The following is a 19,045-nucleotide window of genomic DNA, read 5'->3' on the forward strand; positions in this document are numbered from 1 at the left end:
TACTTTGGCAAAATTTTTATATAAGATGGGGACATTCATCGCAAAATATAAATGGTCCGCGGTCATTGCATGGATAGTGATTGTAGCTGCAATATTGATACCACTTGCTACAAATGCACCGAAATTTGACAATGATATTAAAATGACAGGACTAGAGTCGTTAGATACGAATAAAAAGATTGAAAAACATTTTAATCAAGATAGTGAAAAGGCACAAATACGTGTTGTCTTTAAGACGACTAAAGATGATGGTATTGTGCAACCGAGTATTACTAAAGATATTAAGAAAACGTTAGATGATATTAAAAAAGATGACAAGCACATTGATAAAATATCAGATCCTTATGAAAATAAGCAAATTAATAAAGATAAAACAACTGCATTTGCAGATATCACATATGACGTTAGTCAAACATCTTTAAAAGATGGCTCTAGAGATAATGTTAAAAGTCATTTGAAAGACTTACGTGACAATCATAATGTACAAACAGAGTTAACTGGTACAGGAATGACATCTACAGAAGTAGGCGGTAATTCTGAACTAGTTGGTATTATTGTTGCATTTGTTGTACTGTTAATCACATTCGGTTCAGTTATTGCTGCAGGATTACCAATTATAAGTGCATTAATTGGTTTAGCTTCTGGTGTAGGTATTATCAGTTTGTTAACTTATGCATTCGATATACCAAATGTCACACTGACATTAGCCGTAATGATTGGACTAGCAGTTGGTATCGATTATGCATTATTTATTTTATTCAGATATCGACAAGTTATGAAAACTGAAACAGATTACATTAAAGGCATTGGTCTTGCAGTGGGAACAGCAGGTAGCGCAGTCATCTTCGCTGGTGTGACAGTTGTGATTGCCGTATGCGGTTTATCGCTAGTTGGTATAGATTTCTTAGCAGTGATGGGGTTTGCTTCGGCAATTAGTGTTATATTTGCTGTATTCAGTGCACTGACTTTATTACCTGCGTTAATTAGTATTTTCCATAAACACATTAAAGTGAACAAATTGCAGTCTAATTTTAAAAAAGATATTGATACGCCGTGGTCTAAATTTATTACTGGTAATGCACTTGCAGCAGTATTATTAGGTTTAATTATATTAGTTGCAGCGGCTATTCCAGTTAGTCATATGCGTCTTGGCATTCCGGATGATGGCGTAAAGCCAGCAGATTCTACTCAGAAAAAGGCATACGATATTATTTCAGATAAGTTTGGCGAAGGATTTAATGGCCAAATACCGATGCTGATTAACGTTAAAGATAAAAAAGATGATCCACAAGGATTACAACAAGATTTACAATCTATGTATAAAGATATTAAAGATAAGAAAAATGTGGATATTGTTACGCCGCCACAAATGAGTAAAGATAATGATTACGCTTTGATGGTCGTGATACCTAAGCAAGGGCCTAATGCAGAAAGTACAAATGACTTAGTGCATGATTTACGAGATTATAATAAAGATGCGCAAGATAAATATGGATTTAAAACGGAAATTTCAGGACAAAGTGTCATTAATATTGATATGTCTAAAAAGTTAAATGAGGCGATACCTTTATTTGCAACAGTAATTGTTGTATTGGCATTTTTCTTATTAATGATTGTCTTCCGTTCAATCTTAATACCGTTAAAAGCAGTTTTAGGATTTGTCTTGTCATTAATGGCAACACTAGGTTTTACAACCTTTGTGATGCAAGATGGCTTTATGAAAGGATTATTCGGTATAGAAACGACAGGACCAATGCTAGCCTTCTTGCCGGTTATTACAATTGGTATACTATTCGGCTTAGCAATGGATTACGAAGTCTTCCTTATGTCGCGAATTCATGAAGAATATAGTAAAACAGGGGATAATGATTATTCTATCAAAGTAGGATTGAAAGAAAGTGGTCCTGTTATTGTAGCAGCTGCATTAATCATGTTTAGTGTCTTCTTTGCGTTTGTATTCCAAGAAGATGTCATGATTAAATCAATGGGTATGGCATTAGCGTTTGGTGTACTCTTTGATGCCTTCGTAGTCAGAATGATGTTAATTCCTGCATTAACTAAATTGTTTGGAAAAGGTTCGTGGTATTTACCAGCATGGTTGAATCGTATTATTCCACGAGTTGATATTGAAGGACATGCACTTGAAAAATATAAAACGGTTGAATCACAGGAATCTGAAGCTAAAGATAGTAAGGAAACATACGACACAACCTTTAAAGTATATCCACAAGGTGCAACAAATGTATCGAAACATCAAGATGTACATGGACAAGATGATGCACGTTCAATAGTACTAGATGATAAAACGATGGCATTGTACCAAGAAGTGAAACAGCAATCAGCAAGTTCATTGTTCTTATATGATGCTTTAATGGATTATCAAAACAAGCATCAACTAAATTCAAAACAACAAGCCACGAATATAGAACAGTTGAATAAAAATATTGAAAAGCTCAATCAATTGTTAGAAAAAAACTTAAGAAATAAATCATAAAATAACATGTACATGCCTCCGCTTTAAATGTCTATCAATGACATTTGAAGTGGGGGTTTTTGCATGGAAGCGATTATACAAAACATTTTTGCAATGTCACAAATTTTACATGAAAAATGAAAATTATTTAAATAAAGTATTGCGAGCTACAATTTTAAGGGTTATGATTTTTAAGTGATAATGATTATTATTTCTAATAGGAGAGCGAAATAGTATGTTAAACATTAAAAATGGTGAAATGAATAAGGCTTATAAAATAAAGCGAATGGATATTGCTAATGAGAATATGTTGTATCGTCTAAGTGCCTTTGGGTTAACAGATGACGCTATCATAACGATTAAACAAAAATGTTTATTTAAAGGGCCATGTATTATTGAAGTAAACGGACAACAGTTAAGTATTAGACATTGCGATGCTTGTTCTATTGCATTAGAAGAATAGGAGCCGGACGAATGGAAAATTATTGTATTTTAGGAAATCCTAATGTTGGTAAAACATCTTTGTTTAACGCTTTAACTGGTTCGTATGAATATATAGGCAACTGGAGTGGCGTAACGGTAGAGAAAAAAGTAGGGAAGCTTAAAGAAAATGTAGGACAATTAATTGATTTACCAGGTACATATGATTTATCGCCGATTTCTAAAGATGAAACTGTAGTGACAGACTATTTATTAAACGATTCTTTTTCAGGAATCATTAACATTGTTGATGCGAGTCAACTAAAAAGAAATATGCAATTAACAGTACAATTGTTAGAACTTAATCAACCAATATACATCGGATTAAATATGATTGATGTAGCTACAAAGCGCGGGATAAAAATCGATTATCATAAATTGATGAAAAAGTTAAAAACACCTATTTTTCCAGTTGTGGCACGTACAGGCAAAGGAACTAAACATTTACTTGGCGAAATAAAGCATCTAGGGGAAGGGTATCAACCGCATTTTAAAATCAATTATGGTGAGAAGATTGAAGAGACAATTAAAAATATGTGTCAAATAATAATGACAGAGACATCTCATGATAAATATCAAGCTAGATTTATTGCGATTCAATTCTTACTAAATAACATGCAAATTGCAAATGAACTTAATTCAGAGGTTGTAAATAAATTGTCGAGTTTACGTGATCAAGTTGCTGAACAAGTAGAGGCTGTATCTGTTCGTCGAGAGATGGAACGTATACGCAATCATTATATTGAGACGTTATTGCAAGACGTGGTAACGTATCCAGATGAAGATAAGCAATATTTCAGCTCTAGAATAGACAAGATATTAACACATAAATATATAGGGATGCCTATTTTTCTAGCGATTATGTGGTTGATCTTTCAAACTACATTTACATGGATTAGCACACCTTTGTCGGATCAACTCGATGCATTTATAGGTGGTACATTTACGGATAGTGTGAAGACGATTATGAATTATCTTGGCGTTATACCATTTTTACAAGATTTAATTACAGATGGCATTATTGCTGGTGTAGGATCAGTATTAGTCTTTGTACCACAAATTGTTGTGCTCTTTTTCTTTATATCTTTATTAGAAGATTCAGGTTATATGGCACGTATTGCGGTTTTAATGGATCGTATTATGGAATCGTTCGGTTTAAGCGGGAAGTCTTTTATACCGATGATTATCGGATTTGGTTGTAACGTACCGAGTATTATGGCTGCGCGCAGTATTGAAAATGAAAAAGAGCGTTTAACAACGATATTAATTGCACCATTCATGTCATGCTCTGCTAGACTGCCAGTGTATGCATTGTTCGTAGGTATCTTTTTCAAAGAAAATCAATCTTTAGTAGTATTAAGCTTGTATGTTTTAGGTATTATTATGGCATTTTTAGTCAGTACAGTACTTACTAAGACAGTTTTAAAAAATGATAATGCAATCTTTATTGTGGAGTTGCCAACATACCGTGTCCCTTCCATTAAAACGTTGTGGCGTAGTACTTGGGAAAAGGCTAAGGGCTTTGTTCGTAAAGCAGGTACATTTATTTTTGGCGGCTCAGTAGTCATTTGGCTATTAAGTTATGTAGGACCACATGGTATCAATGTGAATATCAATCAAAGTTTTTTGCATATGGTTGGTAGCTTCTTTGGTATGTTAGTGCAACCGCTCGGATTTGGAACATGGCAAGCAGGTGCTACGTTAGTGCCAGGATTTTTAGCAAAAGAAGTTATCGTAAGTTCGATGGCGATTATCTATTCATCAGGTGATGCAGGCCTTGTTAATGTGATTCAAAATCAATTCACACCGCTATCTGCGTATGCATTTATGATATTTATACTATTGTATATTCCTTGTGTTTCTACAGTGGCAGCAATCCGTAAAGAGACTTATTCATGGAAATGGACGGCACTTGCAGTTGCCTATCCTCTAGTCACTGCATATGTCTTAACATTCATTTTTTATCAAGTCGGACATTTATTTGTTTAAGGAGTGGTTAAAGTGTCAGTCATTATTAACATTTTAATTTTTTTAGCAATTTTCGGATATGCCTTGTATACACTAGTGAAATTTTTCAAACGTTCGAAACAAGGAAAATGTGGTACATGTGACATTGATCGTGATTGTTGTGGAACAGAACAACACACAGCGAATCATTTTCCTGGGAAATAATTTAAAAAATGAGCACAGGCGAGGGCGTCCTGATGCTCATTTTTTGATACGCTATATGTTAAATTGTCGTTATTTACCTTTTACGACTAATTCGTTATCCTCAACATCTATATCCACATGTTTAACGTCTGTATGATCTAAATAATAATCTGTTATTTTGTCACGCACTTGTTGTTCAACAATACGTCTTAATGGGCGTGCGCCTAATTCTTCATCATAACCTTCTTCAATTAACCAATCTTTCGCATCTTGTGAAACGTCCATCGTAATACCTTTTTTATCTAATGTAACTTGTACATCGTCTAATAACAAGTTGACGATATCTTGTAATGCATCTTTATCTAAATGTAAGAATTCAACGATGCCGTTGAAGCGGTTAAGGAATTCAGGGCGGAAGAATTTTTTCATTTCATGCATAATATCTTTTTCTTCAGTGTCATTGCCATTGCCAAAGCCAGCATTTGATGTACAAATAATAATTGTATTTTTAAAGTTGATGACATTACCTTGACCATCAGTCAAATTACCATCATCCATCACTTGAAGTAATAATGTTAATATTTGTGGATTAGCCTTTTCAATTTCATCAAATAGAATGACTGAATATGGATTGCGTCGTACTTTTTCAGTTAATGTATTTGAATTATCGTCATAACCGACATAACCAGCAGTTGTACCAATCATTTTAGAAACAGCAGTAGTATCACTATATTCACTCATATCAAGTCGAATCAGTGCCTCTTTATTACCAAATAAATCAATGGCTAACTGTTTGGCAAGCTCTGTTTTACCCACACCAGTAGGACCGACAAATAGGAAGCTACCAATTGGACGATTACCATCATCAAAACCAGCTCGATTACGACGAATGGCACGAGAAACCATTTCTACAGCTTTATCTTGACCGATGATTTTACTTCTTAAACGACTAGAAATATTTTTTCAACGTTCAATGTCATTGGCATCCATTTGAGATACAGGAATACCAGTTAATCGTTGAATGGTATCAGAAATATCATGCACCGTTGCTACTGCAGTATGTTCACCATTACTGTTTTCTAATTTATCTTGTAGAGATTTAATTTCTTTTTGAATGTCATCTGCTTTTTTATATTCTTCAGCACTTACAGCTTTACGCTTATCATGTTCCAATTCAGAAATACGTTTTTCAGTCGTGACTTTATCAATAGCAGGACTTTGTGCAGATAAATGTGCAGCTGTAATATCTAATACATCGATTGCTTTGTCAGGTAATAGGCGTTGTGGAATATATTGAATGGATAAGTCTACACATGCCTTTAATACGTCATCAGGTAATTTGACTTGATGGTGTGTTTCAAATTTTTCGCGAATTCCTTTTAAAATTTCAACCGTATCTTTTGCGCTTGGTTCGTTAACCAGTACCTCGTTAAAACGACGTGTTAATGCAGCGTCTTTCATGATATTATTGCGATATTCATCTTGAGTCGTTGCACCTATAATTGAAATTTCACCACGACTTAATGCTGGTTTTAAAATATCAGATAACCCTTTGCTACCTGAATCACTTCCTGTGGCACCGGAACCGATGATTTGGTGAATTTCGTCAAAGAAGAGCACAGCATTTTGTGATGACTTAACGCCTTCAACTAACTTTTGGATGTTTTCTTCAAAGGCGCCACGATATTGCGTTCCAGCTTCAAGCGATGAAATATCTATAGATATAATTTCTTTATCTTTGATTGCTGCAGGTACGTTCCCTTCAACGATTGCTTGCGCTAAACCTTCGACAATCGCAGTTTTACCAACTCCAGCTTCTCCGACTAGGATAGGATTGTTTTTAGTGCGTCTACTTAAGACTTCTGCAGTTTCTTGGATTTCTTTATCACGACCGATGACTGGATCTAATAATCCGTCACGAGCCTCTTGCGTTAAGTTACGACCAATTTGTTCTAAATAATTGCCATTGCCACTTTGTTGACCTTGTTGTCTTAGTGCTGCTTGTTGAAAAGCTTGCGCACTTTGTTCGGCAGAATGATTACCACCTTGTTGCGTAAATTGTGCTAATTCTTCCGGTGAAACTTCTTTACCATTAATATAGTATTTCTTGTTACTAGTCTGATTTGAGTTTTGCATGTCTTGCATCATTCTTCGTAAAATAGAATCGAAGTCACTATTGAAAAAATTGTTATTCATAAACATCACCTCTAAAATTTTAAACTATTAAGTAAAAGAAAATATATTGAAACTATATGCAAACTATAAACAATGGCAATTCTATTTTTCCACCATTGTAGTTTTAAAAACGGCGCATTGTAGGCACTTTATGAACTTTTTGTGTAATTTTTGAAGTAAGTAAGAATTTAAAAGTAAATATTAATCAATGGTTAAGAAACGTATGTGTTGATACATAGTTAATTAAGAAATGGTATATTGTGTTGGTAGTCTATGTGAATTTTGATTTGGAAGTGAATAGTTGATCTTGATAAAGCATAAAGTGTTAATCATTTTCATAAAGTTAAATGAATAGTATGATGATGAAAAAGGAGTGTGTGTTTATGGTATATAAGAGTTACTATGATTCTCCTGTAGGACGATTGGAACTTGTGAGTGATGGGGTAAGTCTGACCGCTGTTTTGTTTGAAAATCAACAAGATGATGGTACTAGGGAAGAAAATACGTCTTTAGCGATATTTAAAGAGGCGACACAGTGGTTAGACGCGTATTTTAAAGGTGACAATCCTGAAATCACAATACCTTTAAAGCCAACAGGTAGTCATTTTCAACAGTGTGTTTGGAATGAATTAAGACAGATTCCTTATGGGACGTTAACAACGTATGGTGCTATTGCCAAAAAAGTAGGCAAGCTGCTTGATAAGCCAAAAATGTCAGCCCAAGCGGTTGGAGGTGCAGTCGGAAGTAATCCATTATCTATTATCGTGCCATGTCATCGCGTTGTCGGTAAAACGGGTAGCTTAACAGGATTCGGTGGAACGATTAATAATAAAATTAAGCTGTTAGAGTTGGAGAATATCGATATGTCAAAGCTTTATGTACCAAAACATAGCACGAAGCCGTAACGTATAAAGGATTCAGGCAATAGGAAAACTTTAATAATGTGTCAAATAGGCATTATGAATTCATTCAAGACGAAGCATTATAAATAAAAAACAGCAGTAAGACGATTTCAATGAGAAGCTGTCTTACTGCTGTTTTTAGGTTATATTTAAATGTCTTTCAAATACACAGATTACTCTGGTCTGTGATATTCGCGAACGTTATTTTCAATATTTGATAAGTAGAAAATATGACGATCTTCATGAACAGCATCTTGTTGTTCGTCAAAGTCTACGTCATCAAAACGTTTGAAGAATGTTTCATATGCATCAACAGATACTTCAGTACGGTTATTTAATAATGCTTTGTGCGCAGCCTGATCTAAATGATCTTTGTAGCCTTCAACTAATGTCGCACTATAAAATTCACCAACTGAACCTGAGCCATAACTGAATAAACCAATTGTTTCACCAGCTTGTAAATCACGATTTTCAAGTAATGATATTAGGCTTAAATATAATGATCCAGTATAAATATTACCGACATAACGGTTATAATCTACAGCATCTTCATATCCTGAACGTAAACGCTCTTGAGTTGTTTCATCAGCGTTATCAATGATTGACTCTAATGCCTTTTTACCCATTTTTGTAAATGGAACATGGAAGCATAGTGATGCGAAGTCAGCTAGTGACTTACCTTGACGTTTTGCGTATTCATTCCAGCTTTGTTGGAATGAGCGGATATAAGCATCTTTAGATAATGCACCATCAACTAATGGATATTTATGTCCAGTTGGACGCCAGAAATCATAAACGTCTTCAGTGTAAGCAACAGCATCTTCATTTAATGCCAAAATGCTTGGATTATGTGAAATAACCATCGCAACTGCGCCAGCACCTTGTGTTGGCTCGCCGCCTGAATTCAATCCATAACGTGCTGTATCTGTAGCAATAACTAATACTTTTTCATTCGGTCTAGTTGCTAAATAATCTTTAGCTAATTGAATTGCTGGTGTTGCAGCATAACAAGCTTCTTTCATTTCAAAGCAACGTGCAAAAGGTTGAATACCTAATAAGTTGTGAATTTGAACAGCGGCTGCTTTAGCAGCATCAACTGCTGATTCAGTTGCCACAATTACCATACCAATTTTCTTTTTATCTTCGTCTGTTATAATGTCCTTAGCAGCGTTAGCGCCCATTGAAACGATGTCTTGATTTACAGGACTAACAGCCATTTCAGTTTGACCTATTCCAATTAAAAATTTGTTTGGGTCTACTTGGCGTGCTTCTGCTAATTTAGCCATGTCTACATAGTACTTTGGAACGTAAAAGTTTATTTTGTCGATACCTAATGTCATAAGGTTTTACATCCTTTCAAATTTATAAAAGCAACACTTGTATCATATCAGAATATGCTAATCTTATACAAAGAAATACACTAAATTTAAAAATGATTTGACGTTTCTTGTAAGCGTTTTAATTTACCTTGCTTTATTTTAAAGTCAAAACGACAATTATTCAATTGAATTTTAAGACGAATAACGTTATTTTATGGTAAAAATAGTAGTGATTGAAATGTTAAAAAATTATGTGAAGTAAAAGGAGTATGTCCATGCAAAGTTTAGATAAGAATTTCCGACATTTATCTCGTCAACAAAAGTTACAACAATTGGTAGATAAGCAATGGTTATCAGAAGAGCAATTCAACATTTTATTGAATCATCCATTAATTGATGAGGAAGTAGCAAATAGTTTAATTGAAAATGTCATCGCGCAAGGTGCATTACCCGTTGGATTATTACCGAATATCATTGTGGACGATAAAGCATATGTTGTACCTATGATGGTGGAAGAGCCTTCAGTTGTCGCTGCAGCTAGTTATGGTGCAAAGCTAGTGAATCAGACTGGTGGATTTAAAACGGTATCTTCTGAACGTATTATGATAGGTCAAATCGTCTTTGATGGCGTTGACGATACTGAAAAATTATCAGCAGACATTAAAGCTTTAGAGAAGCAAATTCATCAAATTGCGGATGAGGCATATCCTTCTATTAAAGCGCGTGGTGGTGGTTACCAACGTATAGCTATTGATACATTTCCTGAGCAACAGTTACTATCTTTAAAAGTATTTGTTGATACGAAAGATGCTATGGGCGCTAATATGCTTAATACGATTTTAGAGGCTATAACTGCATTTTTAAAAAATGAATTTCCGCAAAGCGACATTTTAATGAGTATTTTATCCAATCATGCAACAGCGTCCGTTGTTAAAGTTCAAGGCGAAATTGATGTTAAAGATTTAGCAAGGGGCGAGAGAACTGGAGAAGAGGTTGCCAAACGAATGGAACGTGCTTCTGTATTGGCACAAGTTGATATTCATCGTGCTGCAACACATAATAAAGGTGTTATGAATGGCATACATGCCGTTGTTTTAGCAACAGGAAATGATACGCGTGGTGCAGAAGCAAGTGCGCATGCATACGCGAGTAAAGATGGTCAATATCGTGGTATTGCAACATGGAGATACGATCAAGAACGTCAACGTTTAATTGGTACCATAGAGGTGCCTATGACATTGGCAATCGTTGGCGGTGGTACAAAAGTATTACCAATAGCTAAAGCATCATTAGAGCTACTAAATGTAGAGTCAGCGCAAGAATTAGGTCATGTAGTTGCTGCCGTTGGTTTAGCACAAAACTTTGCAGCATGTCGCGCGCTCGTTTCTGAAGGTATCCAGCAAGGCCATATGAGCTTGCAATATAAATCTTTAGCTATTGTTGTAGGTGCAAAAGGTGATGAAATTGCGCAAGTAGCTGAAGCATTGAAGCAAGAACCTCGTGCGAATACACAAGTTGCTGAACGCATTTTACAAGATTTAAGAAGCCAACAATAATCAAATGCGAATAGCGATTTTAAAGAAAAGTTTAAGTCAGTCCATCGTAGCGCTTAAATAAATTAATATGAACAAAAAATAAAAAACTTCTATCACACGCATACAGGAATTTGAAGCGTTCGTGATAGAAGTTTTTTGATTAGTAAATATAGTTAAAGTTACGTGCTGCCTTTTTGCTTAGTACACGTGTATTGTATTTTAATGGGCGATAAAAGTTGTATTCTGAAACTTTAATACTACCGTTTTTATATACTTGTTCAACAACTGCGACATGTCCATAATATCCTGCAGTTGATTGCATGACAGCAAATTTTCTTGGTGTACGACCAGTCGCATATTTTGATTTACGTGCATTGTAATACCAATTTTTGGCATTGCCCCATCTATTAGAAACAGGTTTACCGACTTGTGCGCGACGTTTAAATGCCCGCCATGTACATTGGTTTTTACTATAATAATTAACTGCGGCATGCGATTGATGCGTTTGTTCGACGGATTGATAAGTGAAATCTGCTGAGAAAAGGACTGCAAAAGCAATTAGTAAACGAAAAAGTATCTTTTTATATTTCATTTTTATCTCCCAAGTTAATTTTTTCTTTATTCAACGTTATTTATGATAGCAAAATTTTTTTAGAAAACAATGCAAGCAATCAACAATAAAAGTAACTGTAATGAAGCTGTCATATAAAGTGTTAAATTGTAATAAAAATGGATTTTTTCATAAAATGTAGAAATTTATGTATCTAACAATTAAGTGTCATAGTGATACAAGGATGTCAGGATTGATTAACAGCGGATATTAGTGGGAAAATATAAAATGATTTAAAAGAAAAGGTACGTGGTTCTATAACTGAAAGAAAATAGCAATCACAACATATAAATGAAGCGATAACATTAAAAACAGCGCCCTGCAATCAGAGCGCTAACATGAGATGATGTGACTCCATGTATTCATGTATCATTGTACATTTGTGAATTGGTTGAAAACTGATAGTGCCCGTTTAATTACAGGTACTGAGATGCTTTCAGGACATGGATTTGTTCGAAAATATGACAATATTTCACTATGGCTCTTCACTTCTCTAGGGAAATTGCTATCTTGATTAATCCAATCAACCAATTCACCTAATGGTGTGTCATCACCAAGAAAACTTTGCATAAATTCGTAAAAGCTCAATACCTCACCTCGAATAACAAACTTGAGCCATTAATATAATACCATAAAAGAATGTGTATTTTACATAAAACTTTTTATAAAGCAATTTTATAAATCTAAATTTATTGAATGTTTAAGAAGTTGTGTATAATGAAATAAACGTGTTGAAATAGTTAGGATGATGTTAGTGGATATCAAACATATGAAATATTTTATTGAAGTCGTAAAGCAAGGAGGCATGACTAATGCTTCCAAATCATTATATATTGCACAACCTACAATTAGTAAAGCAATTAAAGATATTGAAAATGAAATGGGTACGCCCTTATTTGATAGAAGTAAAAGACATTTAATACTTACCGATGCAGGTCAAATTTTTTATGAGAAAAGTAAAGAAATTGTTGCACTATACGATTATTTACCATCTGAAATGGAACGCTTGAATGGACTGGAAACAGGGCATATAAACATGGGCATGTCGGCAGTCATGAATATGAAGATTCTTATAAATATTCTTGGTGCATTCCATCAACAATATCCAAATGTTACATATAATTTAATAGAAAATGGCGGAAAAACGATTGAGCAGCAAATTATCAATGATGAAGTAGATATAGGCGTGACCACTTTGCCAGTGGATCATCATATTTTCGATTATACTACCCTAGATAAGGAAGATTTGCGACTTATCGTGAGCAGAGAGCATCGACTCGCAAAATATGAAACTGTTAAACTCGAAGATTTAGCAGGTGAAGACTTCATTTTATTTAATAAAGACTTTTACTTGAATGATAAAATTATTGAAAATGCTAAAAACGTTGGCTTTGTTCCGAATACTGTAGCGCAAATTTCACAATGGCATGTTATAGAAGATTTAGTTACGAATGAATTAGGTATTAGTATTTTACCAACATCAATTTCAGAGCAACTAAATGGAGATGTGAAGCTACTACGCATTGAAGATGCGCATGTACATTGGGAATTAGGTGTTGTTTGGAAGAAGGATAAACAATTAAGTCATGCCACAACGAAATGGATAGAATTTTTGAAAGATCGTTTAGGCTAACATATTAATAAAGCACTCATTATTTGTGATTCCTCATTACTTGGATCATTGAAATAATGAGTGTTTTTTTGTGAAAATGAAGTGAAATTTAGAGAGCGTTTCCATAGAAAATAGTAATACAAACCATAAAAAAAGAGTATTTTTATATTGTGTACGCCATCTTTATAATAGTTATTGTAACAATTTAGACATATTTAGAAAGGGATGGCGCCATGCACAAAGTCCAATTAATAATCAAATTATTACTACAACTAGGAATCATCATTGTGATTACTTATATTGGCACAGAAATTCAAAAGATTTTTCATCTTCCCTTAGCCGGCAGTATTGTTGGTCTATTTTTATTTTATTTACTATTACAATTTAAGATTGTACCGCTAACTTGGGTAGAAGACGGTGCAAACTTTTTATTAAAGACGATGGTCTTTTTCTTCATACCGTCAGTTGTAGGTATTATGGATGTTGCTTCCGAAATTACGCTAAATTATATACTCTTTTTCGCAGTCATTATCATAGGAACATGTATCGTTGCATTATCTTCAGGTTATATTGCTGAAAAAATGTCTGTTAAACATAAGCAACGTAAAGGTATAGATGCTTATGAATGATTACGTGCAAGCCTTGTTAATGATTTTATTGACTGTCGTTTTATATTATTTCGCTAAAAGATTACAACAAAAATATCCAAATCCATTTTTGAATCCAGCATTAATTGCATCTTTAGGAATTATTTTTGTCTTACTTATCTTTGGAATTAGTTATAACGGGTATATGAAAGGTGGCAGTTGGATCAACCATATTTTAAACGCAACGGTCGTATGTTTAGCGTACCCACTTTATAAAAATAGAGAGAAAATTAAAGATAATGTCTCTATCATTTTTGCAAGTGTATTAACTGGCGTCATGCTAAATTTCATGTTAGTGTTCTTAACACTTAAAGCATTTGGCTATTCTAAAGACGTCATTGTAACATTATTGCCCCGATCTATAACAGCCGCTGTTGGTATAGAAGTGTCACATGAACTTGGTGGCACAGATACGATGACCGTACTTTTTATTATCACAACGGGTTTAATCGGTAGTATTTTAGGTTCGATGTTATTACGATTTGGAAGATTTGAATCTTCTATCGCCAAAGGTTTAACGTATGGGAATGCGTCACATGCATTTGGCACAGCTAAAGCACTGGAGATGGATATTGAATCTGGTGCATTTAGTTCAATTGGGATGATTTTAACTGCAGTTATTAGTTCGGTGTTAATACCTGTTCTAATCATACTGTTCTATTAATTAGAAAAAGACACTAAGAAAGGGAGGCTATTAGTAATAATGGCAAAAATAAAAGCAAATGAAGCATTAGTTAAAGCATTACAAGCATGGGATATAGATCACTTATATGGTATTCCAGGTGATTCAATCGACGCAGTGGTCGATAGTTTACGTACAGTGAGAGATCAATTTAAATTTTATCATGTACGTCATGAAGAAGTAGCAAGTTTAGCAGCTGCTGGTTATACAAAATTAACTGGTAAAATCGGTGTGGCATTAAGTATCGGTGGCCCTGGTTTAATTCATTTATTAAATGGTATGTACGATGCCAAAATGGATAATGTACCGCAATTAATATTATCTGGACAAACGAATAGTACAGCACTTGGAACGAAAGCATTCCAAGAAACAAATTTACAAAAATTATGTGAAGATGTAGCCGTTTATAATCACCAAATTGAAAAAGGTGACAATGTGTTTGAAATCGTTAACGAAGCAATTCGTACGGCATATGAACAAAAAGGTGTAGCTGTTGTTATTTGTCCTAATGACTTATTAACTGAAAAAATTAAAGATACAACGAATAAACCAGTAGATACATCAAGACCAACAGTAGTATCACCAAAATATAAAGACATCAAAAAAGCGGTTAAATTAATTAATAAAAGTAAAAAGCCTGTCATGTTAATCGGTGTTGGTGCGAAACATGCGAAAGATGAGCTACGTGAATTTATTGAAATGGCTAAAATTCCTGTCATTCATTCATTACCAGCTAAAACAATCTTGCCGGATGATCATCCATATAGTATCGGTAACTTAGGTAAAATCGGTACTAAAACATCTTATCAAACAATGCAGGAAGCGGATTTATTAATTATGGTTGGTACAAACTATCCATATGTGGATTACTTACCTAAGAAAAATATTAAAGCCATTCAAATTGACACAAATCCTAAAAATATCGGACATCGTTTCAATATTAATGTAGGAATTGTTGGAGATAGTAAAATTGCGTTGCATCAGTTAACTGAAAATATTAAACATGTTGCTGAAAGACCATTCTTAAACAAAACGTTAGAACGTAAAGCGGTTTGGGATAAATGGATGGAACAAGATAAAAATAATAATAGTAAACCATTACGTCCAGAACGATTAATGGCATCAATCAATAAATTTATTAAAGATGATGCAGTGATTTCAGCAGATGTAGGTACAGCAACAGTTTGGTCAACTCGATACTTAAACCTTGGTGTAAATAACAAGTTCATCATTTCAAGTTGGTTAGGTACAATGGGTTGCGGTCTTCCAGGTGCGATGGCATCAAAAATTGCATATCCAAATAGACAAGCCATCGCAATTGCTGGTGACGGTGCATTCCAAATGGTGATGCAGGACTTTGCAACAGCTGTACAATATGATCTACCTTTAACAGTGTTTGTTCTAAATAATAAGCAATTAGCGTTTATTAAATATGAACAACAAGCTGCTGGTGAATTAGAATATGCGGTTGATTTCTCTGATATGGATCATGCCAAATTTGCTGAAGCAGCAGGTGGTAAAGGTTATACAATTAAAAGTGCTAGCGAAGTAGATGCTATTGTAGAAGAGGCACTAGCACAAGATGTACCAACAATTGTAGATGTTTATGTTGATCCTAATGCTGCGCCATTACCAGGTAAAATTGTAAATGAAGAAGCGCTTGGTTATGGTAAATGGGCATTTAGATCTATTACTGAAGATAAACATTTAGATTTAGATCAAATTCCACCTATTTCAGTTGCAGCAAAACGTTTCTTATAACTGATTGAAAGGTTATCACAATTGAATTGAACTATAAAAACGGTAATTTCTATTTCAACAAAATGGGAATTGCCGTTTTGTTTATTTATCACAAATGATTGTACTGAATTGATGATAAAATTGTGAAAAAGTTGTTGAAAACGCTTTTACAAATATGTATAATAGCTATGAATTACATATCACTTGCGTGTTACTGGTAATGCAGGCATGAGCAAACAACCGTACTATGAGAATAGTCTTGTTTGTTCATGCCTGCTTTTTTGTACATGGAAGCGGAAATTGAGATAGGGGATGTTTATATGTTTAAGAAATTGTTTGGACAATTGCAACGTATCGGTAAAGCATTAATGTTACCTGTTGCGATTTTACCAGCAGCTGGTATTTTATTAGCGTTTGGTAACGCAATGCACAACGAACAATTAGTAGAAATTGCACCATGGTTAAAAAACGATATCATTGTAATGATTTCGTCGGTCATGGAAGCAGCAGGACAAGTTGTATTTGATAACTTGCCATTATTATTTGCAGTTGGTACAGCACTTGGATTAGCAGGAGGAGACGGTGTTGCAGCATTAGCAGCGCTAGTAGGTTACTTAATTATGAATGCAACAATGGGGAAAGTGTTGCATATTACAATTGATGACATTTTCTCATATGCCAAAGGGGCAAAAGAATTAAGTCAAGCAGCGAAAGAACCAGCACATGCCTTAGTATTAGGTATTCCAACATTACAAACGGGTGTGTTTGGTGGTATTATCATGGGTGCTTTAGCCGCATGGTGTTACAACAAATTTTATAATATTACACTACCACCATTTTTAGGATTCTTTGCAGGTAAACGATTTGTACCGATTGTGACATCGGTCGTAGCAATTGCAACAGGTGTGGTTTTAAGTTTTGCGTGGCCACCAATTCAAGATGGATTAAATAGTTTATCGAATTTCTTATTAAATAAAAATTTAACATTAACAACTTTTATATTCGGTATTATTGAACGCTCATTAATTCCATTTGGTTTACATCATATTTTCTATTCACCGTTCTGGTTTGAATTCGGAAGTTATACAAATCACGCAGGTGAATTAGTTCGTGGTGACCAACGTATTTGGATGGCACAATTGAAAGATGGCGTACCATTTACTGCTGGTGCATTTACTACTGGTAAATATCCATTCATGATGTTTGGTTTACCAGCGGCGGCATTTGCTATTTATAAAAATGCACGACCAGAACGTAAAAAAATCGTGGGTGGTTTAATGTTATCAGCAGGATTAACTGCATTTTTAACTGGTATCACTGAGCCATTAGAATTTTCATTCTTATTTGTAGCACCAGTACTTTATGGAATTCACGTATTATTAGCTGGTACATCATTCTTAGTAATGCATTTATTAGGCGTTAAAATTGGTATGACATTCTCAGGTGGTTTCATAGATTATATTTTATATGGTTTATTAAACTGGGATCGTTCACACGCATTATTAGTTATTCCAGTCGGTATTGTATATGCTATCGTGTATTACTTCTTATTCGACTTTGCAATTCGTAAGTTTAAATTGAAAACACCAGGTCGTGAAGATGAAGAAACTGAAATTCGTAACTCTAGTGTCGCAAAATTACCATTTGATGTCTTAGATGCAATGGGTGGAAAAGAAAACATTAAACATTTAGATGCATGTATTACACGTCTGCGCGTAGAAGTGGTTGATAAATCAAAAGTAGATGTAGCAGGTATTAAAGCTTTAGGCGCATCAGGTGTATTAGAAGTTGGAAACAATATGCAAGCTATCTTTGGTCCAAAATCAGATCAAATTAAACATGATATGGCGAAGATTATGAGTGGTGAAATTACAAAGCCAAGTGAAACGACAGTGACTGAAGAAATGTCAGATGAACCAGTTCACGTAGAAGCACTTGGAACAACAGACATCTATGCACCAGGTGTCGGTCAAATCATTCCATTATCAGAAGTACCTGATCAAGTATTCGCTGGTAAAATGATGGGTGATGGTGTTGGCTTTATCCCTGAAAAAGGTGAAATTGTAGCACCGTTTGATGGTACAGTGAAAACAATCTTCCCTACGAAACATGCGATAGGATTAGAATCTGAAAGTGGTGTCGAAGTACTTATTCATATTGGTATCGATACAGTGAAACTGAATGGTGAAGGATTCGAAAGTCTGATTAACGTTGATGAAAAAGTAACACAAGGTCAACCATTAATGAAAGTGAATTTAGCATACTTGAAAGCGCACGCACCAAGCATCGTTACACCAATGATTATTACAAATCTTGAAAATAAAGAACTTGTCATTGAAGATGTCCAAGATGCTGATCCAGGTAAGCTAATTATGACAGTCAAATAATGATTGAAAATGAAATAGCATATCAAATGAATGAACTTTTAGTCATTCATAGTGCGTATGCGAAGTAGCGAGTTGAAAGAGAATACGTTACAAAAGGCAGTAGCTTAAAATGAAGCTACTGTCTTTTTAGTGCGCAATGATGTATAGCAGGTGTGTTGATGAGAATAAGTTAAATATTAGTGTTAGGTATAGAAAACATTGCTTATGTTTTTGTCACATTTTAGAAAAATGCATCTTCGCGACTAGCCAAATTAATAGCGTCATTGAAAAGTTTGATTTTCCGTAATAAAGTTCAATTGCTTGTATTTTTATCATGAAAGTAATAAAAATAA

At 34.4% G+C, this 19,045-nt stretch carries 14 protein-coding genes and 1 pseudogene; 11 read left to right on the top strand and 4 right to left on the bottom strand.

The annotated features are described in order from the left end of the window. The first annotated feature begins 4 nt into the window (after positions 1-4). The 4 genes from farE (at position 5) to NST10_RS10710 (ending at position 5,125) form a co-directional block, all read left to right on the top strand. Positions 5-2,494, top strand: a complete 2,490-nt coding sequence (farE, locus tag NST10_RS10695; RefSeq protein WP_339209802.1) for a fatty acid efflux MMPL transporter FarE — start codon at positions 5-7, stop codon at positions 2,492-2,494. Between the two features lie 214 nt (positions 2,495-2,708). Next, a complete protein-coding gene (locus tag NST10_RS10700; RefSeq protein WP_000932073.1) occupies positions 2,709-2,936 on the top strand; it encodes a ferrous iron transport protein A in 228 nt (75 codons plus the stop codon). A gap of 11 nt (positions 2,937-2,947) precedes the next feature. Next, positions 2,948-4,942, top strand: a complete 1,995-nt coding sequence (feoB, locus tag NST10_RS10705; RefSeq protein ID WP_339209803.1) for a ferrous iron transport protein B — start codon at positions 2,948-2,950, stop codon at positions 4,940-4,942. Positions 4,943-4,954: 12 nt separating this feature from the next. Then, positions 4,955-5,125 carry a FeoB-associated Cys-rich membrane protein gene (locus NST10_RS10710; protein WP_000111116.1) on the top strand — a complete coding sequence of 57 codons (171 nt, stop codon included), beginning with the start codon at positions 4,955-4,957 and terminating at the stop codon, positions 5,123-5,125. A 69-nt stretch (positions 5,126-5,194) separates the two neighbouring features. Here NST10_RS10710 and clpL read toward each other — a convergent pair. After that, positions 5,195-7,300, bottom strand: a pseudogene (gene clpL, locus NST10_RS10715) (ATP-dependent Clp protease ATP-binding subunit ClpL). A 362-nt stretch (positions 7,301-7,662) separates the two neighbouring features. On the opposite strand from clpL, the gene NST10_RS10720 reads away from it, so the two are divergent. Beyond that, on the top strand, positions 7,663-8,184 hold the full coding sequence (locus NST10_RS10720) for a methylated-DNA--[protein]-cysteine S-methyltransferase (protein WP_000262597.1): 522 nt from the start codon (positions 7,663-7,665) through the stop codon (positions 8,182-8,184). Between the two features lie 170 nt (positions 8,185-8,354). Here the strand turns inward: NST10_RS10720 and NST10_RS10725 are convergent, their stop codons facing one another. Next, entirely contained in the window at positions 8,355-9,521 is a 1,167-nt protein-coding gene (locus NST10_RS10725; protein ID WP_000172190.1) for a hydroxymethylglutaryl-CoA synthase, read from the bottom strand. Positions 9,522-9,775: 254 nt separating this feature from the next. Here NST10_RS10725 and NST10_RS10730 point away from each other — a divergent pair, with 254 nt between their 5' ends. Next, positions 9,776-11,056: a hydroxymethylglutaryl-CoA reductase, degradative gene (locus tag NST10_RS10730; RefSeq protein WP_001191011.1), complete on the top strand. Its 1,281-nt coding sequence runs from the start codon at positions 9,776-9,778 to the stop codon at positions 11,054-11,056. A 139-nt stretch (positions 11,057-11,195) separates the two neighbouring features. On the opposite strand, the gene NST10_RS10735 is transcribed toward NST10_RS10730, so the two are convergent. Then, positions 11,196-11,627: a CHAP domain-containing protein gene (locus tag NST10_RS10735; RefSeq protein WP_339209804.1), complete on the bottom strand. Its 432-nt coding sequence runs from the start codon at positions 11,625-11,627 to the stop codon at positions 11,196-11,198. A 387-nt stretch (positions 11,628-12,014) separates the two neighbouring features. Continuing rightward, positions 12,015-12,233, bottom strand: a complete 219-nt coding sequence (locus NST10_RS10740) for a sterile alpha motif-like domain-containing protein (protein ID WP_000011687.1) — start codon at positions 12,231-12,233, stop codon at positions 12,015-12,017. 166 nt (positions 12,234-12,399) lie between these two features. Here NST10_RS10740 and NST10_RS10745 point away from each other — a divergent pair, with 166 nt between their 5' ends. The 5 genes from NST10_RS10745 (at position 12,400) to ptsG (ending at position 18,713) form a co-directional block, all read left to right on the top strand. Then, positions 12,400-13,278: a LysR family transcriptional regulator gene (locus tag NST10_RS10745; protein WP_000351761.1), complete on the top strand. Its 879-nt coding sequence runs from the start codon at positions 12,400-12,402 to the stop codon at positions 13,276-13,278. Between the two features lie 212 nt (positions 13,279-13,490). Further along, positions 13,491-13,886: a holin-like murein hydrolase modulator CidA gene (gene cidA, locus NST10_RS10750; RefSeq protein ID WP_000549735.1), complete on the top strand. Its 396-nt coding sequence runs from the start codon at positions 13,491-13,493 to the stop codon at positions 13,884-13,886. Continuing rightward, positions 13,879-14,568 (top strand): LrgB family protein, encoded by a 690-nt coding sequence (locus NST10_RS10755; protein WP_001001018.1) that lies wholly within the window; start codon positions 13,879-13,881, stop codon positions 14,566-14,568. The genes cidA and NST10_RS10755 overlap by 8 nt, the downstream gene beginning before the upstream one ends. 39 nt (positions 14,569-14,607) lie before the next feature. Then, positions 14,608-16,347: a pyruvate oxidase gene (locus tag NST10_RS10760; protein WP_001062662.1), complete on the top strand. Its 1,740-nt coding sequence runs from the start codon at positions 14,608-14,610 to the stop codon at positions 16,345-16,347. A 299-nt stretch (positions 16,348-16,646) separates the two neighbouring features. Then, positions 16,647-18,713, top strand: coding sequence for a glucose-specific PTS transporter subunit IIBC (gene ptsG, locus NST10_RS10765; protein ID WP_000473682.1), 2,067 nt, complete (start codon positions 16,647-16,649; stop codon positions 18,711-18,713). Positions 18,714-19,045: the final 332 nt, after the last annotated feature.

Origin of the sequence: Staphylococcus sp. FSL W8-0305, from assembly GCF_037966415.1 — a bacterium.
Classification (GTDB): Bacteria; Bacillota; Bacilli; order Staphylococcales; family Staphylococcaceae; genus Staphylococcus; species Staphylococcus aureus.